Source organism: Leclercia barmai (assembly GCF_049312895.1).
In the GTDB taxonomy this organism is placed as follows: domain Bacteria; phylum Pseudomonadota; class Gammaproteobacteria; order Enterobacterales; family Enterobacteriaceae; genus Enterobacter; species Enterobacter barmai.
On the sequence record NZ_JBMNWZ010000002.1, the window covers coordinates 81789 to 104866 of the forward strand.

The 23078-nt window shown below is 52.0% G+C and carries 24 protein-coding genes and 1 pseudogene; 11 read left to right on the forward strand and 14 right to left on the reverse strand.

Translation table 11 applies throughout. The features are described 5' to 3' along the window. Positions 1-72 precede the first annotated feature (72 nt). Positions 73-345 (forward strand): ElaB/YgaM/YqjD family protein, encoded by a 273-nt coding sequence (locus tag ACOYA6_RS08725; protein WP_052246198.1) that lies wholly within the window; start codon positions 73-75, stop codon positions 343-345. 32 nt (positions 346-377) lie between these two features. Here ACOYA6_RS08725 and ompW read toward each other — a convergent pair whose 3' ends face one another. Further along, positions 378-1010, reverse strand: coding sequence for an outer membrane protein OmpW (gene ompW, locus ACOYA6_RS08730; RefSeq protein WP_039030672.1), 633 nt, complete (start codon positions 1008-1010; stop codon positions 378-380). Positions 1011-1231: 221 nt separating this feature from the next. Here ompW and ACOYA6_RS08735 point away from each other — a divergent pair. The 4 genes and pseudogenes from ACOYA6_RS08735 to yciA all read left to right on the forward strand — a co-directional run. After that, positions 1232-1324, forward strand: a pseudogene (locus ACOYA6_RS08735) (YkgJ family cysteine cluster protein); the annotation flags it as partial. A 25-nt stretch (positions 1325-1349) separates the two neighbouring features. Continuing rightward, complete coding sequence (locus ACOYA6_RS08740) at positions 1350-2093, forward strand: YciC family protein (RefSeq protein WP_039030673.1); 744 nt, start codon at positions 1350-1352, stop codon at positions 2091-2093. 56 nt (positions 2094-2149) lie between these two features. Continuing rightward, on the forward strand, positions 2150-2689 hold the full coding sequence (locus tag ACOYA6_RS08745) for a septation protein A (RefSeq protein ID WP_039030674.1): 540 nt from the start codon (positions 2150-2152) through the stop codon (positions 2687-2689). Between the two features lie 55 nt (positions 2690-2744). Then, on the forward strand, positions 2745-3140 hold the full coding sequence (yciA, locus tag ACOYA6_RS08750) for an acyl-CoA thioester hydrolase YciA (protein WP_138369213.1): 396 nt from the start codon (positions 2745-2747) through the stop codon (positions 3138-3140). A gap of 30 nt (positions 3141-3170) precedes the next feature. On the opposite strand, the gene tonB is transcribed toward yciA, so the two are convergent. Then, positions 3171-3902 (reverse strand): TonB system transport protein TonB, encoded by a 732-nt coding sequence (tonB, locus tag ACOYA6_RS08755; RefSeq protein WP_422654789.1) that lies wholly within the window; start codon positions 3900-3902, stop codon positions 3171-3173. 221 nt (positions 3903-4123) lie between these two features. On the opposite strand from tonB, the gene ACOYA6_RS08760 reads away from it, so the two are divergent. Further along, the gene (locus ACOYA6_RS08760; protein ID WP_032611245.1) at positions 4124-4420 is read left to right on the forward strand and encodes a YciI family protein; all 297 of its coding nucleotides are present in this window, start codon (positions 4124-4126) and stop codon (positions 4418-4420) included. A gap of 36 nt (positions 4421-4456) precedes the next feature. On the opposite strand, the gene leuE is transcribed toward ACOYA6_RS08760, so the two are convergent. Together leuE and ACOYA6_RS08770 are read right to left on the reverse strand one after the other, a co-directional pair. Then, complete coding sequence (gene leuE / locus ACOYA6_RS08765; protein ID WP_138369214.1) at positions 4457-5092, reverse strand: leucine efflux protein LeuE; 636 nt, start codon at positions 5090-5092, stop codon at positions 4457-4459. Positions 5093-5162: 70 nt separating this feature from the next. Beyond that, positions 5163-5336, reverse strand: a complete 174-nt coding sequence (locus ACOYA6_RS08770) for a YciY family protein (protein WP_098946243.1) — start codon at positions 5334-5336, stop codon at positions 5163-5165. Between the two features lie 142 nt (positions 5337-5478). On the opposite strand from ACOYA6_RS08770, the gene cls reads away from it, so the two are divergent. Further along, complete coding sequence (gene cls / locus ACOYA6_RS08775) at positions 5479-6939, forward strand: cardiolipin synthase (protein ID WP_039030676.1); 1461 nt, start codon at positions 5479-5481, stop codon at positions 6937-6939. 32 nt (positions 6940-6971) lie between these two features. Next, complete coding sequence (locus ACOYA6_RS08780; protein ID WP_039030677.1) at positions 6972-7301, forward strand: HI1450 family dsDNA-mimic protein; 330 nt, start codon at positions 6972-6974, stop codon at positions 7299-7301. 60 nt (positions 7302-7361) lie between these two features. Here ACOYA6_RS08780 and oppF read toward each other — a convergent pair whose 3' ends face one another. From oppF to ACOYA6_RS08810, 6 genes are all read right to left on the reverse strand, one after another. Next, positions 7362-8366 (reverse strand): murein tripeptide/oligopeptide ABC transporter ATP-binding protein OppF, encoded by a 1005-nt coding sequence (oppF, locus tag ACOYA6_RS08785; RefSeq protein WP_039030678.1) that lies wholly within the window; start codon positions 8364-8366, stop codon positions 7362-7364. After that, positions 8363-9376 (reverse strand): ABC transporter ATP-binding protein, encoded by a 1014-nt coding sequence (gene oppD / locus ACOYA6_RS08790; RefSeq protein WP_039030679.1) that lies wholly within the window; start codon positions 9374-9376, stop codon positions 8363-8365. Before oppD ends, oppF begins: the two co-directional genes overlap by 4 nt. 11 nt (positions 9377-9387) lie before the next feature. Then, a complete protein-coding gene (gene oppC / locus ACOYA6_RS08795; RefSeq protein ID WP_138369216.1) occupies positions 9388-10296 on the reverse strand; it encodes an oligopeptide ABC transporter permease OppC in 909 nt (302 codons plus the stop codon). A gap of 14 nt (positions 10297-10310) precedes the next feature. Further along, positions 10311-11231, reverse strand: a complete 921-nt coding sequence (gene oppB / locus ACOYA6_RS08800; RefSeq protein WP_039030681.1) for an oligopeptide ABC transporter permease OppB — start codon at positions 11229-11231, stop codon at positions 10311-10313. 85 nt (positions 11232-11316) lie between these two features. Then, complete coding sequence (oppA, locus tag ACOYA6_RS08805; RefSeq protein WP_039030682.1) at positions 11317-12948, reverse strand: oligopeptide ABC transporter substrate-binding protein OppA; 1632 nt, start codon at positions 12946-12948, stop codon at positions 11317-11319. A gap of 774 nt (positions 12949-13722) precedes the next feature. Continuing rightward, the gene (locus tag ACOYA6_RS08810) at positions 13723-14370 is read right to left on the reverse strand and encodes a YchE family NAAT transporter (protein WP_039030683.1); all 648 of its coding nucleotides are present in this window, start codon (positions 14368-14370) and stop codon (positions 13723-13725) included. Between the two features lie 476 nt (positions 14371-14846). Here ACOYA6_RS08810 and adhE point away from each other — a divergent pair, with 476 nt between their 5' ends. Beyond that, positions 14847-17522 (forward strand): bifunctional acetaldehyde-CoA/alcohol dehydrogenase, encoded by a 2676-nt coding sequence (gene adhE / locus ACOYA6_RS08815; protein ID WP_039030684.1) that lies wholly within the window; start codon positions 14847-14849, stop codon positions 17520-17522. 63 nt (positions 17523-17585) lie between these two features. Here the strand turns inward: adhE and tdk are convergent, their stop codons facing one another. Then, positions 17586-18200: a thymidine kinase gene (gene tdk, locus ACOYA6_RS08820; protein WP_223073930.1), complete on the reverse strand. Its 615-nt coding sequence runs from the start codon at positions 18198-18200 to the stop codon at positions 17586-17588. 536 nt (positions 18201-18736) lie between these two features. Here tdk and hns point away from each other — a divergent pair. Next, the gene (hns, locus tag ACOYA6_RS08825) at positions 18737-19150 is read left to right on the forward strand and encodes a histone-like nucleoid-structuring protein H-NS (RefSeq protein ID WP_039030686.1); all 414 of its coding nucleotides are present in this window, start codon (positions 18737-18739) and stop codon (positions 19148-19150) included. Positions 19151-19352: 202 nt separating this feature from the next. Here the strand turns inward: hns and galU are convergent, their stop codons facing one another. The 3 genes from galU to rssA all read right to left on the reverse strand — a co-directional run bounded on the left by galU (position 19353) and on the right by rssA (position 22468). Next, complete coding sequence (galU, locus tag ACOYA6_RS08830) at positions 19353-20261, reverse strand: UTP--glucose-1-phosphate uridylyltransferase GalU (protein ID WP_039030687.1); 909 nt, start codon at positions 20259-20261, stop codon at positions 19353-19355. Positions 20262-20462: 201 nt separating this feature from the next. Then, positions 20463-21476, reverse strand: a complete 1014-nt coding sequence (rssB, locus tag ACOYA6_RS08835) for a two-component system response regulator RssB (protein WP_039030688.1) — start codon at positions 21474-21476, stop codon at positions 20463-20465. 92 nt (positions 21477-21568) lie between these two features. Continuing rightward, on the reverse strand, positions 21569-22468 hold the full coding sequence (gene rssA, locus ACOYA6_RS08840) for a patatin-like phospholipase RssA (protein WP_039030689.1): 900 nt from the start codon (positions 22466-22468) through the stop codon (positions 21569-21571). A gap of 115 nt (positions 22469-22583) precedes the next feature. Between rssA and ACOYA6_RS08845 the strand changes: the two genes are divergently transcribed. Beyond that, complete coding sequence (locus tag ACOYA6_RS08845; RefSeq protein WP_422654546.1) at positions 22584-23042, forward strand: YchJ family protein; 459 nt, start codon at positions 22584-22586, stop codon at positions 23040-23042. Positions 23043-23078: the final 36 nt, after the last annotated feature.

The following is a 23078-nucleotide window of genomic DNA, read 5'->3' on the forward strand; positions in this document are numbered from 1 at the left end:
GTATTAATCCCATTTTATTCAGCATCTCCCCGTGGCGTCTATGCTTTACATTGACTACAAAAGGAGAACGTTATGTCAGACCATAATCTTGATAATGATGCACAATATGCTGGTGAAAAGGCCAAGAACAAGCTGGATGAAGCGGCCGGTGCTGCACAGCAGCAGTTTGGTGAATTTGTTGATTCACCAAAACATCAGTTGAAGGGTGCCGGACGTAAATATGCTGCACAGGCCAGCGACGTGGTGACTGAGGTTACCGACGCGGTGAAAAATAATCCGCTTACCGGCCTCATTGCCGCAGGTGCGGTGGGTATTGTCCTTGGCCTGTTGTTGGGTCGTAAATAAAAGACAGAAGGCCCTTCGGGGCCTTCTTTACGTCAGAAGCGATATCCCGCCGAGAACATAAACACCCAAGGATCCAGACGGGTGCTGATACTTTGTTGCTCCCCACCTGCTTTGAAACGGACGTCGGTATCAATATCCATGTACCAGACCGAGGCGTTAATTAACCAGTCGCGGTTAATCAGATAGTCCAGCCCCACCTGACCCGCCATACCCCAGGAATCCTTCAGGCTCAGGTCAGAGAGGCCCGCCGCTTTACCGGTGTCGTTAAACTTCTCATCAAAGAAGGTGGTGTAGTTGACCCCGGCACCCACATAGGGGCGAACCTTGCTCCCGGCATCGCCGAAATACCACTGCGCCATCAGGGTGGGCGGCAGATGGTGAACCGTGGCGATATCTCCGGTTGGGCCCGTCCCGACCCGGTGACGAAACGGCGTGGCCGCCAGCAGTTCAACGCCGACGTTGTCGGTGGCCATCCAGGTGAAGGTCATCCCGGCCTGGGTATTGTTACTGACGTTAAAACCGCCTAAACCCAGAACATTTTCCGAGCCTTCCGTAGGACGTACCGTGGCGGTCCCCAGGCGGAAGAAGAACTCACCTGCTTCGTGGGCAATTGCACTGCCGGAAAGCGTACCCAGAATCAGTGCTGCGAGCGCTGCTTTTTTCATATCCATTCCCTCGTTATGGTTTTATTGGCGACGGGAATATACCTACAAATGATTAATCATGATCCAATCGGGATCACATTGAATTCAGAGATTTAACATTCATTGATCTAAATTAATTTTTTCGGTCGCGGGCAAAAATTGGTAGTAGCCGCCTGGATCAATTTTGCTTTTTCAGGCAAACAGAGCACAGTGCGATAACAACCGCGCAAAATTACAGCGGGGGATTACGGGCGCTTTACAAAGATATGCTTTTCCATACAAGGCTTGATACTGCCACCGTACAGTTATCCAGGGTACAATTGCCCGCTAATTAACACCTGCAATACTCAAGGAGAGTGCATGTCTATCACGGCGAAGTCTGTCTACCGTGACACGGGGAATTTTTTCCGCAATCAGTTCCTTACCTTTTTACTGATTGCCTTGTTGTGCGCATTTATCACGGTGGTACTTGGTCATGCCTTTTCGCCGAGTGAGGAGCAGATTGCCAGCCTGAGCGAAGGCGATCAGATTGCCAGCAGCGTCGGGCTGTTTGAGATGGTGCAGAACATGACCCCTGAGCAGCAGCAGATCCTGTTGCGGGCTTCGGCGGCCTCGACCTTTTCAGGCTTAATCGGTAATGCCATTCTCGCCGGCGGCGTGCTGCTGATGATCCAGCTGGTGTCTGCCGGACAGCGCGTCAGCGCACTACGGGCCATTGGGGCCAGCGCGCCGCTGCTGCCAAAACTGTTTATCCTGATCTTTTTAACCACCATGCTGGTGCAGTTAGGGATTATGCTGGTGGTAGTGCCGGGCGTGCTGCTGGCCATCGTGCTTGCCTTCGCGCCCGTGATGGTAGTACAGGACCGCATGGGGATTTTTGTCGCCATGCGTAGCAGCATCCGGCTGGCATGGTCTAATATGCGTCTGGTTGCCCCGGCGGTGATGAGCTGGCTGCTGGCTAAAACCCTGCTGCTGCTGTTTGCACCGAATCTTGCCGTTCTGACGCCTAACGTCGGTGCTGTGGTGGCAAATACGCTGAGCAATCTGATCTCCGCAGTCCTGCTCGTCTATTTGTTCCGCCTGTACACGTTAATCCGCCAGTAATTTTTCTGATGGCCTGGGCATCACGCGCAGGCCATCGCTGATGATGGAATCGAAGAATGAAGCAGTTTCTTGATTTTTTACCCCTGGTTGTCTTTTTTGCCTTCTACAAGCTGTATGACATTTACGCGGCCACTACTGCCCTGATCGTCGCCACCGCGGTGGTGCTGATTTACAGCTGGGTGCGCTACCGCAAGGTGGAAAAGATGGCCCTGATCACCTTCGTGCTGGTGGCCTTCTTTGGCGGACTGACGGTCTTTTTCCACAACGACGAGTTCATCAAGTGGAAAGTGACCGTCATCTACGTACTGTTTGCCGGTGCGCTGCTGTTCAGCCAGTGGGTCATGAAAAAGCCCCTTATTCAGCGCATGCTGGGTAAAGAGCTGGCGCTTCCGCAGGTCGTCTGGTCACGTCTGAATATCGCCTGGGCGGTGTTCTTTATTCTTTGTGGCCTGGCGAATATCTATATCGCCTTCTGGTTGCCACAGAATATCTGGGTCAACTTCAAAGTGTTCGGTCTGACCGCACTGACGCTGATTTTCACCCTGCTGAGCGGTATCTACATCTATCGTCATATGCCGCAGGATGATAAGAACTGATCTTCCGGCCAGCACAACTCACGCGCTGGCCACATCGTTACAAGCAGAGAAAAGAATGACTACACAAGAAGCCCCTCAGGGTGAACTGGTTTTACGCACACTTGCAATGCCCGCCGACACCAATGCGAACGGCGATATTTTTGGCGGCTGGTTGATGTCGCAGATGGATATGGGCGGGGCCATCCTCGCTAAAGAGATTGCGCACGGCCGCGTGGTGACGGTCCGGGTCGACGGGATGACCTTTTTACGCCCTGTGGCCGTGGGAGATGTGGTCTGCTGCTACGCGCGCTGCGTGAAGCGTGGGAATACCTCGGTGTCGATAAATATCGAGGTGTGGGTGAAGAAGGTCTCTTCAGAACCTATCGGTCAGCGTTATAAAGCCACCGAAGCGCTGTTTATTTATGTGGCGGTGGACAGCGAAGGTAAACCTCGCCCGTTACCTCAGGCATAAAAAAAGCCTCCCGATGGGGAGGCTTTTTTATTATTCCATCTGTGCCCCGCCATTCAGGCGGAAGACAATATTCACGATCATTCCGCTGCCTGGCTTACCGGCTTCGTAACGCCATTTGCGCATCGCGGTTTTCACTTCACGCTCAAACATATTCGATGGCTGCGCGGAGAGGATCTGCACATTATCCACGCGTCCGTCGGCGGTGACGTCAAATTTCACCCGTACACGGCCTTCAATACGTAATGCCTGAGCTCGCGCCGGGTATTGCGGCTGGTTACGGCTCAACGCGCGTGGACCTGCCGGGGCCGCTGCTACCGGCTTCGCGGTGGCGGGCGAAGAGTTCATGACCGGGCGAGCCGGGGCCGCTCGCTCAACGGGCTGGGTGGTGCGAGGCTCAACCGGGCGCTCTTCACGCTTCGGACGCTCCTCCACCTTTTTCACCGGTTTTGGTTTTGGCTTCGGTTTTGGCTTGGGCTCCGGCTTATGAATCACTACAGGCGCTTCTTTAGGCGGTTCAGGAACGATTTCAGGTTCCGGTTCCGGCTCGGGTTCAGGCTCTGCAACAGGTTCCGGTGGTGGCGCCACCTGCACGGGCTCCAGCTCCGCAGGTGTTACCATGGTCACAGAAATCGGCTGCGCGGGCGCTGGCATTTCAATAACCTGATGTACCGATGTGTAAAGCAGACCCGCCACGACGGCTCCGTGAATGCCGACGGACAACAGCGTCGGCCAGGGAAAGCGGCGAGGTAAATCAAGGGTCATTGAAGTCATAATCGTTTCAGTTAAAAAGCCAGGCCTCGATTTTAAATGCAAATAGCAATCATATTCAATAAGCCAGTTAAACTTCGCCCGATTTAACCGTTCAGCTGGCGAAAAAAGGCACGTGTTGAGAAGGGTTTTAACATTGTCGCTATCTTTGCGTTGCAGTCACCTGTACTTTCACATAACGTAATTCCCACTTTTATCGGTTAAGGAGCTCCGCTGTGCTTTATGTGATTTTTGCTGCAGATGTTGCTGATTCTCTTGAAAAACGCCTCTCCGTACGCCCTGCCCATCTTGCGCGCTTACAGCTGCTGCATGACGAAGGCAGATTACTGACCGCAGGTCCAATGCCTGCCGTAGACAGCAACGATCCGGGTGCGGCAGGATTTACCGGCTCGACGGTAATTGCCGAGTTTGAATCTCTCGAAGCGGCACAGGCCTGGGCCCAGGACGACCCCTATGTGGCAGCAGGCGTGTATGATAACGTCGTGGTGAAGCCTTTTAAAAAAGTTTTCTAGGATAAAAAAAGGCTCCGCAAAGGGAGCCTTTTCTCGTCAGTTCAGCGATGCCAGCCGCGCCGCGAACCCAACAAACAGTAAACCAATCAAGCCATTTCCCAGCTTCGCCAGTTTCTTTTTGGTTTTCAGGTAGCGCGTCACAAAGGCTCCGGAGAAGATCAGGAAGCTCATATAGACAAAACTGATGATTTCCAGCGTGACCGCGAGGATCATAAAGGCTACGCCGGTATGCTTCGCCTGAACATCAATAAACTGTACGAAGAACGAGACATAGAACAGTATCGCCTTCGGGTTGGTCATGCTCAGCACCAGCGAGCGTTTCATTATTGTTTTGGCTGGTTCAAGACCGCCCGCTTCGCCCTGCTGATTATGCCTTATCACTGACCAGAGCATCTTGCCGCCCAGCCATAACAGATAGAATGCCCCAAGATAGCGAACAATATTAAACAGCATCGGTGTGGTCTGGATCAGCGCAGCCACGCCCGCCCAGGCCAGAAACATCAGCACCGCATCGCCGATAAACACGCCGCTGGCGGCCAGATAGCCCTTTTTCACGCCGTGACCAATACCGGTCTTTAAGACAAACAGGGTATTTGGCCCTGGCACCAGCACGATAAAAATAGCCCCAACGACATAAGTCCAGAAATTCAGTACACCCAAATCCGCAAACACCTCATCCTCCTTTTCGAAATAGCGAATCATATAAAAACATCGGGCACCTCTGAGGGTGCCCTTGTGTCATTCAGTAATCCTGAACGGCGAACAGCAACGCATTGCGATGACGGTTCATACTGCACTTTCTGATGGCGTGGATACGCATATTACGGCGGGATTGTGCTTCCAGCCAACGCGCTTTGCGACGACCTGTCTGTCGCAACATGCGCCAGCGCCCTACTTCTGTTCTACTGCGCTTCATGTTAACAACTCTTCCCAAAACAGAACGCTCATTATAGTCCCTTGCCTGCGTCAGACCAGTGCTTTTATCTGGCGTTTTTATTTGCCAGAAAAATCCTGACGCGTAAACTCATAACAATACGCTTTCAAAAGGATTTTTTATTATGACAACCTTCTACACCGTGGTGAGTTGGCTGCTCATTCTGGGATACTGGCTGCTCATCGCGGGGGTAACATTACGCATCCTGATGAAGCGCAGAGCCGTTCCTTCTGCCATGGCATGGCTGTTGATTATCTATATCCTGCCGCTGGTCGGTATTATTGCGTATTTATCCTTTGGCGAACTTCACCTCGGCAAACGTCGGGCAGAGCGCGCACGGGCGATGTGGCCTTCGACTGCGAAGTGGCTTAACGATCTCAAATCCTGCAAACATATCTTCGCCGAAGAGAACAGTGACGTCGCCGCGTCGTTATTCAAGCTTTGCGAACGCCGCCAAGGCATTGCCGGGGTGAAAGGCAATCAGCTGCAGCTGATGACCACCTCCGATGACGTCATGAACGCGCTAATCCGCGATATACAGCTGGCGCGGCATAATATTGAGATGGTGTTCTACATCTGGCAGCCCGGCGGCATGGCCGATCAGGTAGCGGAATCTCTGATGGCCGCCGCGCGTCGCGGTATCCACTGCCGCTTAATGCTCGACTCCGCCGGGAGTGTGACCTTTTTCCGCAGCAACTGGGCATCAATGATGCGCAATGCTGGTGTGGAAGTGGTCGAAGCCTTAAAGGTCAATCTGATGCGTGTGTTCCTGCGCAGGATGGATCTGCGTCAGCACCGCAAAATGGTGCTGATCGACAACTACATTGCCTATACCGGCAGCATGAATATGGTCGACCCGCGCTTCTTTAAACAGGATGCCGGCGTGGGCCAGTGGGTCGATCTGATGGCGCGCATGGAGGGCCCGGTCGCCACCGCGATGGGGATTGTCTACTCCTGCGACTGGGAAATCGAAACCGGCAAACGCATTCTGCCTCCGCCGCCGGATGCCAACATCATGCCGTTTGAGCAGGCCAGCGGACACACTATCCACACCATTGCCTCCGGCCCGGGCTTTCCGGAAGATCTGATCCACCAGGCGCTGCTGACCGCAGCCTATTCCGCCCGTGAATACCTGATCATGACCACCCCCTACTTCGTGCCGAGCGACGATCTGCTGCACGCCATCTGTACCGCCGCCCAGCGTGGGGTCGATGTGAGTATCATCCTGCCGCGCAAGAACGATTCGGTGCTGGTGGGCTGGGCCAGCCGGGCGTTCTTCAGTGAACTGCTGGCGGCCGGGGTGAAGATTTACCAGTTCGAAGGTGGGCTGCTGCACACCAAGAGCGTGCTGGTCGACGGCGAACTCAGTCTGGTAGGAACCGTGAACCTGGATATGCGCAGCCTGTGGCTCAACTTTGAGATCACCCTGGTGATCGACGATGCCGGTTTTGGCGGCGATTTGGCCGCCGTGCAGGACGACTATATCTCCCGCTCCCGCCTGTTGGATGCCCGTTTGTGGATGAAAAGACCGCTGTGGCAGCGAATTGCCGAACGACTGTTTTACTTCTTTAGTCCGTTGCTGTAAAACGTGCCCAACGATGTTAAAAGGTAGTCATCATGGAAATGGATCTGAACAATCGCCTGACCGAAGACGAAACGCTCGAGCAGGCCTACGATATCTTTCTTGAACTGGCCGTCGATAATCTCGATCCGGCTGACGTCATTCTCTTTAATCTGCAGTTTGAAGAGCGTGGCGGTGCCGAGCTGTTCGACCCGTCTGAAGACTGGGCTGAACATGTCGATTTCGACCTGAACCCGGATTTCTTCGCCGAGGTGGTGATTGGCCTGGCGGATACCGACGGCGGTGAGATCAACGACATCTTTGCCCGCGTCCTTCTGTGTCGCGAGAAAGACCACAAGCTGTGCCACATACTCTGGCGTGAGTAAAAATCTGGCGCGAATAAAAAAAGGCTGCAAATGCAGCCTTTTTTATTACCTGTTATCCACTCAGAGCGGGTCGACCTTCAGGCAGGAGACCGCATGGCGGAAGCTGCCTTCCAGCACCGGACGCGTCTTCGCGCACTCCGGCCCGGCAATCGGACAGCGGGTACGGAACACACAGCCCGACGGCGGATTGATCGGCGACGGCAGTTCCCCTTCCAGCAGCTGAATAGTTTTATTCTGCTCGAGGTCAGGATCCGGCACCGGCACCGCAGACATCAGCGCTTTGGTGTAGGGGTGTAACGGGTTGTGATAGACCTCATCATAGGTGCCCAGCTCAACCGCATGGCCGAGATACATCACCAGGACGCGATCGGAGATGTGCTTCACTACCGCCAGGTCGTGCGCGATGAAGATCAGCGACAGGCCCATCTCTCGCTGCAGCTTTTGCAGCAGGTTAACTACCTGCGCCTGGATGGACACGTCCAGGGCGGAGACCGGTTCGTCGCAGATGATCAGTTTCGGCTCGAGGATCAGCGCGCGGGCAATACCGATACGCTGACACTGGCCGCCAGAGAACTCGTGCGGATAGCGGTTGATGAGGTTAGGCAGCAGGCCCACTTTCATCATCATCGCCTTAACGCGGTCACGCACTTCCGTGCGCGGCATCTTCGGATGATAGGTGCGCAGCGGCTCGGCGATGATCTCACCGATGGTCATACGCGGGTTCAGTGACGCCAGCGGATCCTGGAAAATCATCTGGATGTCGCTGCGCACTTCGCGCCACTCATCCGGTTTCATCCCCAGCAGATCTTTACCCAGCCAGGCCACTTTGCCGTCGGTGGCTTTCACCAGGCCGATAATGGCACGGGCGAAGGTGGATTTACCGCAGCCCGACTCACCCACCACGCCGAGGGTTTCCCCTTCGTACAGACGCAGGGTCACGCCGTCCACCGCTTTCAGGGTTTTGGCTGGCTGCCAGAACCACTGCTTGCCATCCTTGATGTCGAAATGCACCTTCAGATCGGCGATTTCGAGCAGAACATTTCTTTTTTCGTCGGTCGCGTTCATACCAGCTCCTCGTACGGCTTAAAGCAGGCGCGCAGACGGCCTGGGGCAAACTCTTCCAGCGGCGGAGCGCTGTTGCAGATTTCCATCGCGTGCGGGCACCGCGGCTGGAACGGACAGCCCTTCGGCAGACGCAGCAGGTTTGGCGGGTTGCCTGGAATGGTCAGCAGCGACTCCCCTTCCGCATCAAGACGCGGTACCGCATTCAGCAGGCCAATAGAGTACGGGTGCGCCGGATGGTAGAACACATCGCGCGCTTTACCGTACTCCATAGTACGACCGGCATACATCACCAGCACCTTGTCGCAGATCCCGGCCACGACGCCCAGATCGTGGGTAATCATGATGATCGCGGTGTTAAACTCGCGCTTCAGCTCATTCAGCAGGGTCATGATCTGCGCCTGAACGGTCACGTCCAGTGCGGTGGTGGGTTCATCGGCAATCAGCAGTTTTGGCCGGCACAGCAGGGCCATGGCGATCATCACGCGCTGGCGCATCCCGCCGGAAAACTCGTGCGGGAACATGCGCATGCGCTTACGCGCTTCCGGCATTTTCACCGCATCCAGCATCTTCACCGACTCTTCAAAGGCTTCGCCTTTGCCCATCCCTTTGTGCAGCATCAGCACTTCCATCAGCTGCTCGCCCACACGCATGTACGGGTTCAGGGAGGTCATTGGATCCTGGAAAATCATCGAGATCTGCTCGGCGCGCAGCTTGTTCAGCTCGTTTTCCGGCAGGTTAAGGATCTGTTTGCCGTTAAAGAGCGCAGATCCGCCGATAACACCGTTTTGTGCCAGCAGGCCCATCAGCGCGAACGCCGTCTGGGATTTACCGGAACCGGATTCACCCACGATACCCAGCGTTTCGCCAGCACGCAGGCTGAAGTTAAGATCGTTTACCGCGGTCACGTCGCCATCGGGCGTTTTGAAGGTAACGCGCAGATCTTTCACATCCAGCAGAAGGTTGCTCTGCTGATGCGCTTGTGGGGCAGATGCCGTTTCAATAATAGTCATGGCGGCACTCCTTAACGGTCTTTCGGATCGAGGGCATCACGCAGGCCATCGCCGATAAAGTTGAAACAAAACAGTGTCACCACCAGGAAACCCGCCGGGAACAGCAGCAGCCACGGTGAAACTTCCATAGAGTTGGCGCCATCACTCAACAGCGCACCCCAGCTGCTCAGCGGCTCCTGGGTACCCAGGCCGAGGAAGCTCAGGAAAGATTCAAACAGGATCATGCTCGGCACCAGCAGGGAGGCATACACCACCACTACGCCCAGCACGTTCGGCACGATGTGGCGAACCACGATATTGCCGGTAGAGACCCCGCCGACCTGCGCCGCTTCGATAAACTCTTTGCGCTTCAGACTCAGGGTCTGACCGCGAACGATACGCGCCATATCCAGCCACGACACCATGCCGATGGCCACGAAGATCAGCAGAATGTTCTGGCCAAAGAAGGTCACCAGCAGGATGACGAAGAACATAAACGGGAAGGAGTTGAGGATCTCCAGAATACGCATCATCACCGAGTCGACTTTACCGCCGAGGTAGCCGGACAGCGATCCGTATAAAGTCCCCAGAATTACCGCAACGAAGGCCGCCGCGATCCCGACCATCAACGAAATGCGTCCACCGATGGCCACACGCACCAGCAGGTCACGCCCGGAGGAGTCGGTACCAAAGTAGTGGCCCGATTCGGTATCCGGCGCGCTGGACATCATGCCCCAGTCGGTATCGAAGTAGGTGAACTGAGACAGCATCGGCGCCAGCGTCACAAACAGGGCGATAACCACCAGCACAATCAGGCTGGCAACCGCGGCACGGTTGTGCATAAAGCGACGGCGGGCATCCTGCCAGAGACTACGCCCCTCGACTTCGAGTTTTTCACTGAAGTTTTCCAGCGCCTCGCTGTTTTTCTTACTTAACATCATGGCGAGCTCCAGTGTCAGTAGCGAATTTTCGGATCGATAACGGCATACAGCACGTCGACGATCGCGTTAAAGAAGATGGTGAGCGCGCCAACCAGAATGGTCAGACTCAATACCAGAGAGTAGTCGCGGTTAAGAGCGCCGTTAACGAACAGCTGGCCGATTCCCGGCAGACCATAGATGGTTTCGATAACCATTGAACCGGTGATGATCCCGACAAATGCTGGGCCCAGGTAAGAGAGCACCGGCAGGAGCGCTGGCTTTAACGCGTGACGGAAGATAATGCGGCGCATCGGCAGCCCTTTCGCACGGGCGGTACGGATGAAGTTAGAGTGCAGCACTTCAATCATCGAACCACGGGTAATACGCGAAATACTGGCGATATAGGCGAGAGACAGCGCCACCATCGGCAGGATCATGTACTGCAGCGCCCCGCCGTTCCAGCCGCCGCCGGGCAGCCATTTCAGGGTGATGGCAAATATCATTACCAGTAAGGGTGCGACGACAAAACTCGGTATGACGACGCCGGTCATTGCCACCCCCATCACAGCGTAATCCCATTTGGTATTTTGATTAAGCGCGGCAATAACGCCCGCCGTCACGCCAAGAATAACGGCCAGTAAAAATGCCGCGGCGCCTAATTTTGCCGAAACGGGGAAGCTCGAAGCTACCAGGTCGTTTACGGAATAATCTTTGTATTTAAATGACGGACCAAAATCACCGTGGGCCAGCTGTTTCAGATAGTTGAAATACTGGGTGGAGATAGGATCGTTTAAATGATATTTCGCTTCGATATTCGCCATGACTTCTGGTGGCAGCGTACGTTCACCGGTGAAAGGACTTCCCGGCGCGAGACGCATCATAAAGAAGGAGATCGTTATAAGAATAAATAGCGTTGGGATCGCTTCAAGACAGCGACGTAGGATAAATTTCAACATTGCCCGTACCTTCTGGCGTGTGCCTATATAGTATTACGATGAGTAGACACCGTGGGGCAGGCATCGCCCGCCCCACTCATTGCCATTAATGCTTGATAATATACAAGTTTTTAACGTAGATATTATCCATCGGGTCTTTCCCGGTATATCCACCTACCCACGGTTTCACCAGACGGGCGTTCACGTAGTAGTAAACCGGCACGATTGCAGAGTCTTTATCGAGCTGCTGTTCTGCTTTCGCATACAGGTCAGCACGCTGCGCTTCGTCAGTGACTTTCAGGGTATCGCCAATCAGCTTGTCGAACTCTGGGCTTTTATAGTGCGCAGTGTTGTTCGAGCTGTCGCTCAGCATGGTGTTCAGGAAGGAGGTCGGTTCATTGTAGTCCGCACACCAGCCTGCACGCGCCACATCAAAGGTGCCCTGATGACGGCTGTCGAGGAAGGTTTTCCACTCCTGGTTTTCCAGCTTCACGTTCGCACCCAGGTTTTTCTTCCAGATGGAGGAGACGGCGATAGCCAGTTTCTTATGCAGGTCAGAGGTGTTGTACAGCAGGTTAAAGGTCAACGGTTTCTCAGCGGTATAACCGGCTTCGGCCAGCAGTTTCTTCGCTTCTTCGTTACGTTTTTCCTGTGACCAGCCGAACCACTCTGGCTGGGTCAGTTTTGCGCCATCGGTATACGGTGGGGTGTAGCTGTACGCCGGCAGGTCGCCCTGGTTTTTCACTTTATTAACGATGATGTCGCGATCCAGTGCCAGTTTCAGAGCGGTACGAACGCGAACGTCATTGAATGGCGCTTTCTGGTTGTTGATCTCGTAGTAATAGGTGCAGAGGTACGGGTCAACGTGTACTTCAGCCGGGATCTCTTTTTTCAGCTTCTGGAACAGTTCAATCGGCATGTTGTTATAGGTCATGTCGATTTCGCCGCTGCGATAGCGGTTAACGTCGGTCACTTCAGAAGAGATTGGCAGGTAGGTTACCTGATTGATAACGGTTTTTGCGTTATCCCAGTAGTTGGTATTACGTTCGAGGTCGATACGTTCGTTAACAACCCAGGCTTTCAGCTTATAGGCGCCGTTGGTCACGATATTGGCAGGCTGAGTCCACTTCTCGCCGAATTTCTCAACCGCGGCTTTCGGAACCGGGGAAACGGACGGGTGAACCAGCAGCTTATAGAAATACGGAACCGGCTCGCTCAGGGTCACTTCGAAGGTGTTGTCATCGATCGCTTTTACGCCGAGGTCGGTAACCGGTTTTTTGCCGGTGATGATGTCGTCGATATTGGCGATATGGCCATACTGCAGATAGCTCGCATAAGGAGAGGCGGTGTTTGGATCCGCCAGGCGCTGCCAGCTATAAACGAAATCTTGTGCGGTGACCGGGGAACCGTCAGACCACTTTGCGTCTTTACGCAGGTGGAAGGTCCAGACTTTACCGTCTTTGTTTTCCCATTTTTCAGCCACGCCCGCAACCGGGTGGCCGTCTACGTCAGAGACCAGCAGACCTTCGAACAGATCGCGGTTAACGTTAGACTCAGGTACACCTTCAATTTTGTGCGGGTCCAGAGACTGGACTTCAGCACCGTTGTTACGGACCAGCGTTTGCTTCTCCGCCAGTTGGACCCCAGCAGGTACGTCAGCAGCCATTGCAACGTTGCCTGCGATTAGCGCAGTTAAGATCCCCGCAGCGACCAGACTTTTTTTTGTGATGATGGACATTGTGTTGATACTCCACTCTTTATAATTACTGGTTTTTTACCAGCCTGTTTAATTCCCCTTTTTGGGGTTCCCTGACAACGTAGGAGTTTATGCTGCCGTCAGGCGTTTTTTTACTTCTTGCTATCACCGACTTTACTATTACTGGCGACTCGTCTGGCCGCCTTGCGTCGATTTGTGACACGCCTCCCCTGTCGAGGCGTGTATTAATTCTTATAGGTCAGAATCGTTAATGAAAAAGATTCTCAACTAAAGGAATTACGCTGAAATGGAATGGCCGGAAAGTACCAAATGGCTTACTTAGGTGCCAATACATTTTGCAAATTTGTTAACCAATTCTCTTTTACGAAAGTTACCGTAACGCTGTGGGCTACCCTGCCGCGCATCAAAAGCGGGAAAAGTTACCGCTATTCAATGGGATGTTGAAAATGTTGTCGATGACTGCCTGGCGCTGCCAGAGACGAACCGTTATTTGTACAAAAAATTAACAACTGTCTATTATTTAGCACATTCATCTAAATCATTCAGCAAATTACTAATATCATCTCAGTAATCTTGCAGCAAGCCCCAGAGTATCGTGTGAGTAAAATAACAGTCGCATTGCGCGGATTATGACCAGCACAGGAGGGTGATGGAAGGCAAGTTATTGAAAGTTATAACAACAAAATTATTAATAAAATTTATTATAGATAGAGCGATTTTCAACTTTCATTATATGATTTGCTGATAATGACAAAAAAAACGGAGCCACAGGCTCCGCTCTTTCGTTTGAAATGGCTAACTGAGTAAACCCGGGAAAATGGATTTCAGACCGGTAACAATAAATTCGATCCCCAACGCCATCAGCAACAGACCCATAATTCGGGTAATAACGTTAATGCCGGTCTGCCCCAGTAGACGCACCAGCCAGGGTGCGAGACGGAATACCCCCCAGCAGCAGAACGCAAACAGCGCGATGGCTACCGAGAAGCCAACCAGATGCATCAGATTATGGTAGCGCGTTCCCCATACGATAGTGGAGCTGATTGCCCCCGGTCCCGCCATTAATGGCAGCGCCAGCGGTACTACACCAATACTCTCGCGGATGGCGGTTTCTGATTTCTCCTGCTTGTTTTGTTTGTCCTCACCCAGCTTGCCGCTGATCATTGACATTGCAATAGTCACCACGAGGATCCCGCCAGCAATTCTGAACGAATCAATGGAGATGCCAAAAATTTGCAATATTGAATCGCCAAGATAGAGCGAGGTCAGCAGGATGATTGCCACCGACAAATTTGCCGTCAGGTTGGTTTTATTCCTGGCCACAGCGGTTTGATAGCTGGTCATACTGATAAACACGGGGATGATGCCCACCGGGTTCACCAGCGCAAACAGGCCGATGAAAAACTTAAAATAGGTTGGAAAATCAAAGAGCGATAGGCTCACTGTTAGCTCCGCTGATAAGCAAGACGTAATATAAAATGTGGCAACAACAATAACCGCGCAGAAGATACGCCTTTTATGCCTGCCTTTCATCACATTAATGCTAAATATAGTGATGTTGCACTGTTAAATATTTGTGTACTTTATAGGTGCTTATGGTTCAATTACTTTTGCAATTATTTAACATCTGACGAAATGCCCCAAAATACCCCTGCTGAAAGGTATCAGCTTATGGATAAATTGATACAGATCATGTTTTCGGTACTCAGAAGTGAGTAATCTTGATTACGCCACCACGGAGATGCAGAGTCTGAACCCAGGCTACTGATAGGAGGCTCTTTTAGTAAATCAGGGGAAAGATAAAAACGTTAACACCTTGTTTTTACGTAATTAAAGCAAGTGGCAATGACGCTGACTATACTGTTTTCTTGTCGAGCAGCTGATTTACTAAAAGAGTTTAACATTATCAGGAGAGCATTATGGCTGTTACTAATGTCGCTGAACTTAACGCACTTGTAGAGCGCGTAAAAAAAGCCCAGCGTGAATATGCCAATTTCACCCAAGAACAGGTTGATAAAATCTTCCGCGCCGCCGCCCTGGCTGCTGCAGATGCTCGAATCCCTCTCGCTAAAATGGCCGTTGCCGAATCCGGTATGGGTATCGTTGAAGATAAAGTGATTAAAAACCACTTTGCTTCTGAGTATATCTACAACGCCTATAAAGATGAGAAGACTTGTGGCGTCCTGTCAGAAGATGACACCTTCGGAACCATCACCATCGCTGAGCCAATCGGTATCATCTGCGGTATCGTTCCAACTACCAACCCAACTTCTACCGCTATCTTCAAATCGCTGATCAGCCTGAAGACGCGTAACGCAATCATTTTCTCTCCACACCCACGTGCTAAAGATGCAACCAACAAAGCTGCGGATATCGTTCTGCAAGCGGCGATCGCTGCAGGTGCACCGAAAGATCTGATCGGCTGGATCGATCAGCCTTCTGTGGAGCTGTCTAACGCACTGATGCACCACCCGGACATCAACCTGATCCTTGCGACCGGTGGTCCAGGTATGGTTAAAGCAGCTTATAGCTCCGGTAAACCGGCTATCGGCGTAGGTGCGGGTAACACCCCTGTTGTTATCGACGAAACCGCCGATATCAAACGTGCTGTCGCTTCTGTACTGATGTCTAAAACCTTCGATAACGGCGTAATCTGTGCTTCCGAGCAGTCCGTTGTTGTTGTTGACTCCGTATACGATGCCGTTCGCGAACGCTTCGCCAGCCACGGCGGCTACCTGCTGCAGGGCAAAGAGCTGAAAGCTGTTCAGGACATCATCCTGAAAAATGGCGCACTGAACGCCGCCATCGTCGGTCAGCCAGCGTACAAAATCGCTGAACTGGCTGGTTTCACCGTTCCAGCCAGCACTAAGATCCTGATTGGCGAAGTGAAAATCGTTGACGAAAGCGAGCCGTTTGCGCACGAAAAACTGTCTCCGACCCTGGCAATGTACCGCGCGAAAGATTTTGAAGACGCGGTCGTTAAAGCTGAGAAACTGGTTGCGATGGGCGGTATCGGTCATACCTCCTGCCTGTATACCGACCAGGATAACCAGCCAGAACGTGTTGCTCACTTCGGTCAGATGATGAAAACTGCCCGTATCCTGATTAACACCCCTGCTTCTCAGGGTGGTATCGGTGACCTGTATAACTTCAAACTCGCGCCTTCCCTGACTCTGGGTTGTGGTTCATGGGGTGGTAACTCCATCTCTGAGAACGTTGGTCCTAAGCACCTGATCAACAAGAAAACCGTTGCTAAGCGAGCTGAAAACATGTTGTGGCATAAACTTCCGAAATCTATCTACTTCCGCCGTGGCTCCCTGCCAATCGCGCTGGATGAAGTGATTACTGATGGCCACAAACGTGCGCTCATCGTGACTGACCGCTTCCTGTTCAACAACGGCTACGCAGACCAGATCACCTCTGTTCTGAAAGCAGCTGGCGTAGAAACTGAAGTGTTCTTCGAAGTTGAAGCTGACCCTACCCTGTCCGTTGTGCGTAAAGGCGCAGAGCTGGCAAACTCCTTCAAACCAGACGTGATCATCGCGTTGGGCGGCGGCTCCCCAATGGACGCAGCCAAAATTATGTGGGTAATGTACGAGCACCCTGAAACGCACTTCGAAGAACTGGCGCTGCGCTTTATGGATATCCGTAAACGTATCTACAAGTTCCCGAAAATGGGCGTGAAAGCGAAAATGATCGCCGTCACCACCACTTCCGGTACCGGTTCTGAAGTGACTCCGTTTGCCGTTGTAACCGACGATGCAACCGGTCAGAAATACCCACTGGCCGACTATGCGCTGACTCCGGATATGGCGATTGTCGATGCCAACCTGGTTATGGAGATGCCGAAATCACTCTGTGCATTCGGTGGTCTGGATGCGGTAACTCACGCCCTGGAAGCCTATGTTTCTGTACTGGCGTCTGAGTTCTCTGACGGTCAGGCTCTGCAGGCACTGAAACTGCTGAAAGAGAACCTGCCAGCGTCCTATAACGAAGGCTCTAAAAACCCGGTTGCCCGTGAGCGTGTGCACAGTGCTGCCACCATCGCCGGTATCGCGTTTGCTAACGCCTTCCTGGGCGTGTGTCACTCCATGGCGCACAAGCTGGGTTCACAGTTCCACATTCCTCACGGTCTGGCGAACGCCCTGCTGATTTCTAACGTTATCCGTTACAACGCGAACGATAACCCAACCAAGCAGACTGCATTCAGCCAGTACGACCGTCCACAGGCTCGTCGTCGCTACGCAGAAATCGCTGATCACCTGGGTCTGAGCGCTCCTGGTGACCGCACTGCAGCGAAGATCGAGAAGCTGCTGGCATGGCTGGAAAGCCTGAAAGCTGAACTGGGTATTCCTAAGTCAATCCGTGAAGCAGGCGTTCAGGAAGCTGACTTCCTGGCTCACGTTGACAAGCTGTCTGAAGATGCCTTCGATGACCAGTGTACTGGTGCGAACCCGCGCTACCCACTGATTGCCGAGCTGAAACAGATCCTGCTGGATACCTACTACGGCCGTGAATACTCTGAAGGTGTGGTTGCTGCACCTGCAGTGGAAGCCCTGGTGAAAGCGGATAAGAAAGCGAAGAAAAGCGCTTAATTAATCGCTCAATAAAAAACCCGCTTCGGCGGGTTTTTTTATGTCTGTTAAGAAACAGGGATGTTAGCGACGAAAGGCGTCCTGAATCGCCGTCAGAGAGCCTGTGACCAGCGCCTCTTTGTAATGCTTACGACAGACGGATACATAGCGCTCATTGCCGCCAATAACCACCTGCTCGCCTTCCGCATAGGGTTTACCCGACTGATCGAGGCGCAGCACCATACTCGCTTTACGCCCGCAGAAGCAGATGGTTTTTAATTCCACCAGTTTGTCTGACCAGGCTAGCAAATACTGGCTACCGATAAATAACTCGCCGCGAAAATCAGTACGCAAGCCATAACAGAGCACCGGTATATCCAGTTCATCAACCACTTCTGAAAGCTCATGTACCTGCTGACGCGTTAGAAACTGGCTTTCATCTACCAGCACGCAATGCACCGCCCGATCGGCGGCTTCTGCTCGAATTTCATCCAGCAGATTGGTTAGTGGATTAAATAGCCTGGCGGGTGAAGAGAGGCCAATTCGGGAGCTGACCTTCCCGGTGCCAAAGCGGTCATCGATTTCAGCGGTGTACACCACCGTGCGCATCCCACGCTCCTGGTAATTGTAGGAGGATTGCAGTAATGCGGTCGACTTACCTGCGTTCATTGCTGAATAGTAGAAATACAGTTGTGCCATTGGCCCTTAAACCCTAATCAATGTGTATTATTACCGATGCGCGATTGTACCATATTTTGTCGGGTCTTCCGTGCTCCAGCGCTGTTTACCGGGATTTCAGAAGATTTTATCCCTTAACAAGGATATAGGGATCATACTAAAAAGAGGAAATATCTGAGCTTTATCACCGTGCTAAGTTCAGGAAAAACCTCTTATTTTAATGTCGTCACAGGGTTCAAAATGAATCAATAATAATTAACCATTTTGGCGAGAAACCGTGTTTTCAGTACTAATACGAAAGGTTGATATTTATCCTGAGAAACAATAAACCCTGACAAAATTGCAGACGAAAAAGAGTTCACCGTCAGGTTTACAACGCATCATTGGATAACCGGGGTTACCTTTTGCCCTACCAAATTTAAGTTGGCTTAATTATTAATAGCGTCGAATATTAGGTATTTTTGAATTCCTTACATTATGACCTATTGCATATATCAATTTATGCCTCTATTATTACTTCAACAAACCCCCCACATTATAAGTTTGAGATTACTACAATGAGCGAAGCACTTAAAATTCTGAACAACATCCGTACTCTCCGTGCCCAGGCGAGAGAATGTACTCTGGAAACGCTTGAAGAAATGCTGGAGAAATTAGAAGTCGTTGTTAACGAGCGCCGTGAAGAAGAAAACGCTGCTGCTGCTGAAATCGAAGAGCGTACGCGTAAACTGCAGCAATATCGTGAAATGCTGATCGCAGATGGTATTGATCCAAACGAATTGCTGAACAGCATGGCTGCCGCTAAAACCGGTACTAAAGCTAAACGCGCTGCGCGTCCTGCTAAATATAGCTACATCGACGAGAACGGCGAATCTAAAACCTGGACTGGCCAGGGTCGTACTCCAGCTGTTATCAAAAAAGCCATGGATGAGCAAGGTAAACAACTGGACGACTTCCTGATTCAGGAATAAGTCAGAAACTTATCCGAAAAATCCCGCTTAATGCGGGATTTTTTATGCCTTTATTTTATACAGTGTGACATTCTGTTACATGCTGTCATAACGATTGAACCAGATTATTCTCGTGTCCTGGTAAGAAACGCCTTAAAAAGGCCATAAAAAAACCGGTGTAGCCTGGCTATCACCGGTTTTTGCTTAGCGCGTCATCGCAAAATTAGTTTTTAATGCCCAGCGTATCTTTCAGCCAGCCTTTAAATTCCTCACCCAAAGACTGGTGACGAATACCATATTCAACGAATGCCTGCATGTAACCGAGTTTATTACCGCAGTCATGGCTCTTACCTTTCATGTGGTAAGCTTCAACGGTCTCTTTTTCGATCAGCATATCGATGGCATCGGTCAGCTGGATTTCATCCCCAGCGCCTGGAGGTGTTTTAGCCAGCAGTGGCCAAATCTCCGCGCTCAGGACGTAACGCCCTACTACAGCGAGATTAGACGGCGCTACGTCGGCTTTTGGCTTCTCAACCACGCCGACCATTGGCACGCTGTCACCCGGGTTCATGCCAACGCCTTTGCAGTCAACCACGCCATAAGCGGTAACGTCTTCAACCGGCTCAACCATGATCTGGCTGCTGCCCGTTTCGTCGAAGCGCTTAATCATTTCTGCCAGGTTATCCTGTGAGAGATCGGATTCAAACTCATCGAGAATAACGTCAGGTAAAATAACCGCTACCGGCTCGTTCCCGACGACCGGGTGTGCACACAATACGGCATGGCCCAGACCTTTTGCCAGACCCTGACGAACCTGCATAATAGTCACGTGCGGCGGGCAAATAGACTGAACTTCCTGCAGAAGCTGACGCTTAACACGTTTTTCCAGCATAGCTTCAAGTTCAAAACTGGTATCGAAATGGTTTTCGATAGAGTTTTTGGATGAATGCGTTACCAGCACAATTTCAGTAATGCCAGCGGCAATACATTCGTTGACCACATACTGGATTAATGGCTTATCAACGAGTGGCAGCATCTCTTTTGGAATTGCCTTCGTTGCCGGCAGCATCCTGGTTCCCAACCCGGCAACCGGGATAACGGCCTTTGTCACTTTCGAATTTACGGCAGCCATTGAAACTCTCCTGAACTGTTCATGTTTTGAACTTTTGTCTGCATTAATAACGCGTTCAGTATATCAGCCTGAAGATGGTGTCCGGGTCTGAAAAGGACGCGCTACCGCTTAATTAGGATAAATACGAATGAAAACAGGCACCGATAGTAGCATTGCCCGTAAAACGACGGTAAAGCTATCTACCGTTTAAAATTCAACTGACTATTCTGTGGACAACATTAAGCGCAACCGTCCCCCTGTCCCCCAAATTTGGCATTGCCATGAGGTGCAGCGGTGGCTTATTTGATTAAGATAAGTATTACCTAACGTGCCTAACGGAACGCCGTTACTGACCTGAATATGATGCTCACCTGTATTAAGCGTGGCATTAAGTCCGGCAGACACCAGAATCAAATTTTTCAGGCCGCTGTGGTAATAACCGACCAGTAAAGGAAATTGACCAGGCAGACTGGCTTGTCGCAGCAGCTGGTTAACCTGTTTCAACAAGCTGCCCAACTCAGGCAGACGCTGCCCCTGGTGAGAAAGTTGTTCCTGGAGCAGGCCATTAAATAATGCCCGCAATAATAACGCCGCCAGCACGCCATTATCGCCTGCCCGGGTGACGTCCAGACAATAAAATGCCAGATCGTTTTCAGACAACGGTGCGATATCCAGCACCAGACCTGGTTGATCGGCCGCCATCAGCTGGCGGTAATTCACCTTGCACCCGGAGATGGTCTGTTGCACTGGCGGCTGAAGTTCCTGTAACAGCTTTGCTGCCGCAGATGGGTTATTGACCAGCGCATCCCAGTCCTGAAAAAGTCGCTCTTCTTCTTCAACGCGCGAATTGAACATATTGGGATAGAGGCAGGCGAGCACGGTTTCACGCAGGCGATTGAGATCTTTTACCGGCTTAAGCAATACATCCTGGACTCCAAGACGTAACGCTTTTGCGATATCGGCCATATTTTCCGTCGCGGAAATAACCAGAATCGGAAGCTGGTTACCTGCGTTACGCAGATGCTCCACCAGCTTCAGGCCATTCATACGCGGCATGGCGATGTCGCAAATCATCAAATCGGGCTTAAGCCCTACCATTATTTCCAGAGCGTCGATCCCATCAGCTGCAAGCGCGGTGGTCGCCCCCAGCGATGATAGCCATGAATCCAGTAAAGAGCGGAAAACAGGCTCGTCTTCAACTATCAGAATTTGTTTTCCGGCTAGTGGTTGTGTCATGGTCTCTCCCGGCGCTGACAATAGATAAATAGTGGCATGCTATCGGTACTATCGCCTGTCAGATTTTGCTGAAGTAATCAAAAAAAACGTGCTCAGGCTGTTGCCCGCACTAAAGGTAATAATTCATCCATTTTCTTTTCGACTGCCTGCGCGCCTGCGGTAATGGCCGCCTCTGCACGATGGAAATCGAGCGTTGAAATTTGTGGACAAAAAGGTTGGATCAATATATCCGGCGGATCTCCCGCCATTCGATTGCGCTTCAGGCGATTTTCCAGCACCTGAATTGACGTCGTCATGATTTCCATGGCGGTAGGCGCAGTGACCAGCTTACGGGTAGTCCGCGTGAAGCGTCCTCGCAGGCGTTTATGCCAGGCGAGATCTTCTGGCGCGCCCTCATCAGTATGGGTATTGACCGGCATAAGATCCTGCTGCATCAGGTGGGCATCATGCTGGAGGTCGACGGCAATGACGATATCCGCCCCCATCGCGCGGGTCAGTGAAATGGGCACCGGATTAACAACGCCGCCGTCAACCAGCCAGTAGCCATTATGCGGAACCGGCGCCATCAGGCCAGGCATACTGCAGGAGGCACGTACGGCAAGATGAAGATCGCCTTCGGTGAACCAGATTTCCCTGCCGGTGCTGAGATTGGTAGCTACCGCACCGAAAGGCATCTGACAGCTTGAGAATTCGGTCAGGGGCATGACCTGGCGAAAACGGTTAAAGACGCGCTCACCGCGTAATAACCCGCCACGTTGCCAGGAGAGATCCATCAGGCGCAGGACGTCCCAGTAGCTAAAGGAACGAACCCAAGTTTCCAGCTCCGGGAGCTTGCCACACGAGTAGGCGGCCCCCACCAGTGAACCTATTGAACAGCCTGCAACAATATCAATTTCGATACCTAAACGTTGTAAGGCGTTGATCACGCCAATATGCGACCAGCCCCGGGCTGCACCTGAGCCCAACGCCAGTCCAATTTTTACTTTTCTCATTAGCCCTGTTTAACGTCCCCTGGATTCCTGGCATAGCGTCATTGCACACGCTCAGTTAACATAGTGCCACCCTGGCGTTGTCAGCCATTCATATTTTAATTTCAGGAAGAGAATCGTGTCTCAACTCTGTCCCTGCGGTAGCGCCCTCGAGTATAGCCTATGTTGCCAGCGATATCTTACTGGTGAACAGGTTGCACCGGACCCGGCATCACTTATGCGCTCCCGATATGCCGCTTTTGTGACGCGGGACGCAGACTACCTGATCAGGACCTGGCATCCATCCTGCCATGCTACTGATTTTCGTCAGGAGATCGAGGCCGGATTTGCAAATACGCAGTGGCTCGGCCTGACTCAGTACGAAACGGCAGCAGGCCGGGATGAAAATGAGGGGTTCGTCAGTTTTGTCGCGCGCTTTACCGAACAAGGAAAAGCGGGTGCCATCATCGAACGCTCGCGTTTCTTAAAGGAGGGCGGACAGTGGTACTATATTGACGGTACGCGTCCACAGTTCGGTCGTAATGACCCCTGCCCCTGTGGTTCAGGTAAAAAATTTAAAAAGTGTTGCGGCCAGTAAGGCCTGACGACACCATTTCAGCAAACACTTAAGGAT

Excerpts from the sequence above, each read along its gene's own strand:
- ACOYA6_RS08725 (WP_052246198.1), top strand. The coding sequence starts at position 73 with ATGTCAGACCATAATCTTGATAATGATGCACAATATGCTGGTGAAAAG.
- ompW (WP_039030672.1), bottom strand. The coding sequence starts at position 1,010 with ATGAAAAAAGCAGCGCTCGCAGCACTGATTCTGGGTACGCTTTCCGGC.
- ACOYA6_RS08740 (WP_039030673.1), top strand. The coding sequence starts at position 1,350 with ATGTCTATCACGGCGAAGTCTGTCTACCGTGACACGGGGAATTTTTTC.
- ACOYA6_RS08745 (WP_039030674.1), top strand. The coding sequence starts at position 2,150 with ATGAAGCAGTTTCTTGATTTTTTACCCCTGGTTGTCTTTTTTGCCTTC.
- yciA (WP_138369213.1), top strand. The coding sequence starts at position 2,745 with ATGACTACACAAGAAGCCCCTCAGGGTGAACTGGTTTTACGCACACTT.
- tonB (WP_422654789.1), bottom strand. The coding sequence starts at position 3,902 with ATGACCCTTGATTTACCTCGCCGCTTTCCCTGGCCGACGCTGTTGTCC.
- ACOYA6_RS08770 (WP_098946243.1), bottom strand. The coding sequence starts at position 5,336 with ATGAAGCGCAGTAGAACAGAAGTAGGGCGCTGGCGCATGTTGCGACAG.
- cls (WP_039030676.1), top strand. The coding sequence starts at position 5,479 with ATGACAACCTTCTACACCGTGGTGAGTTGGCTGCTCATTCTGGGATAC.
- ACOYA6_RS08780 (WP_039030677.1), top strand. The coding sequence starts at position 6,972 with ATGGAAATGGATCTGAACAATCGCCTGACCGAAGACGAAACGCTCGAG.
- oppF (WP_039030678.1), bottom strand. The coding sequence starts at position 8,366 with ATGAACGCGACCGACGAAAAAAGAAATGTTCTGCTCGAAATCGCCGAT.
- oppD (WP_039030679.1), bottom strand. The coding sequence starts at position 9,376 with ATGACTATTATTGAAACGGCATCTGCCCCACAAGCGCATCAGCAGAGC.
- oppC (WP_138369216.1), bottom strand. The coding sequence starts at position 10,296 with ATGATGTTAAGTAAGAAAAACAGCGAGGCGCTGGAAAACTTCAGTGAA.
- oppB (WP_039030681.1), bottom strand. The coding sequence starts at position 11,231 with ATGTTGAAATTTATCCTACGTCGCTGTCTTGAAGCGATCCCAACGCTA.
- oppA (WP_039030682.1), bottom strand. The coding sequence starts at position 12,948 with ATGTCCATCATCACAAAAAAAAGTCTGGTCGCTGCGGGGATCTTAACT.
- adhE (WP_039030684.1), top strand. The coding sequence starts at position 14,847 with ATGGCTGTTACTAATGTCGCTGAACTTAACGCACTTGTAGAGCGCGTA.
- tdk (WP_223073930.1), bottom strand. The coding sequence starts at position 18,200 with ATGGCACAACTGTATTTCTACTATTCAGCAATGAACGCAGGTAAGTCG.
- hns (WP_039030686.1), top strand. The coding sequence starts at position 18,737 with ATGAGCGAAGCACTTAAAATTCTGAACAACATCCGTACTCTCCGTGCC.
- galU (WP_039030687.1), bottom strand. The coding sequence starts at position 20,261 with ATGGCTGCCGTAAATTCGAAAGTGACAAAGGCCGTTATCCCGGTTGCC.
- rssB (WP_039030688.1), bottom strand. The coding sequence starts at position 21,476 with ATGACACAACCACTAGCCGGAAAACAAATTCTGATAGTTGAAGACGAG.
- rssA (WP_039030689.1), bottom strand. The coding sequence starts at position 22,468 with ATGAGAAAAGTAAAAATTGGACTGGCGTTGGGCTCAGGTGCAGCCCGG.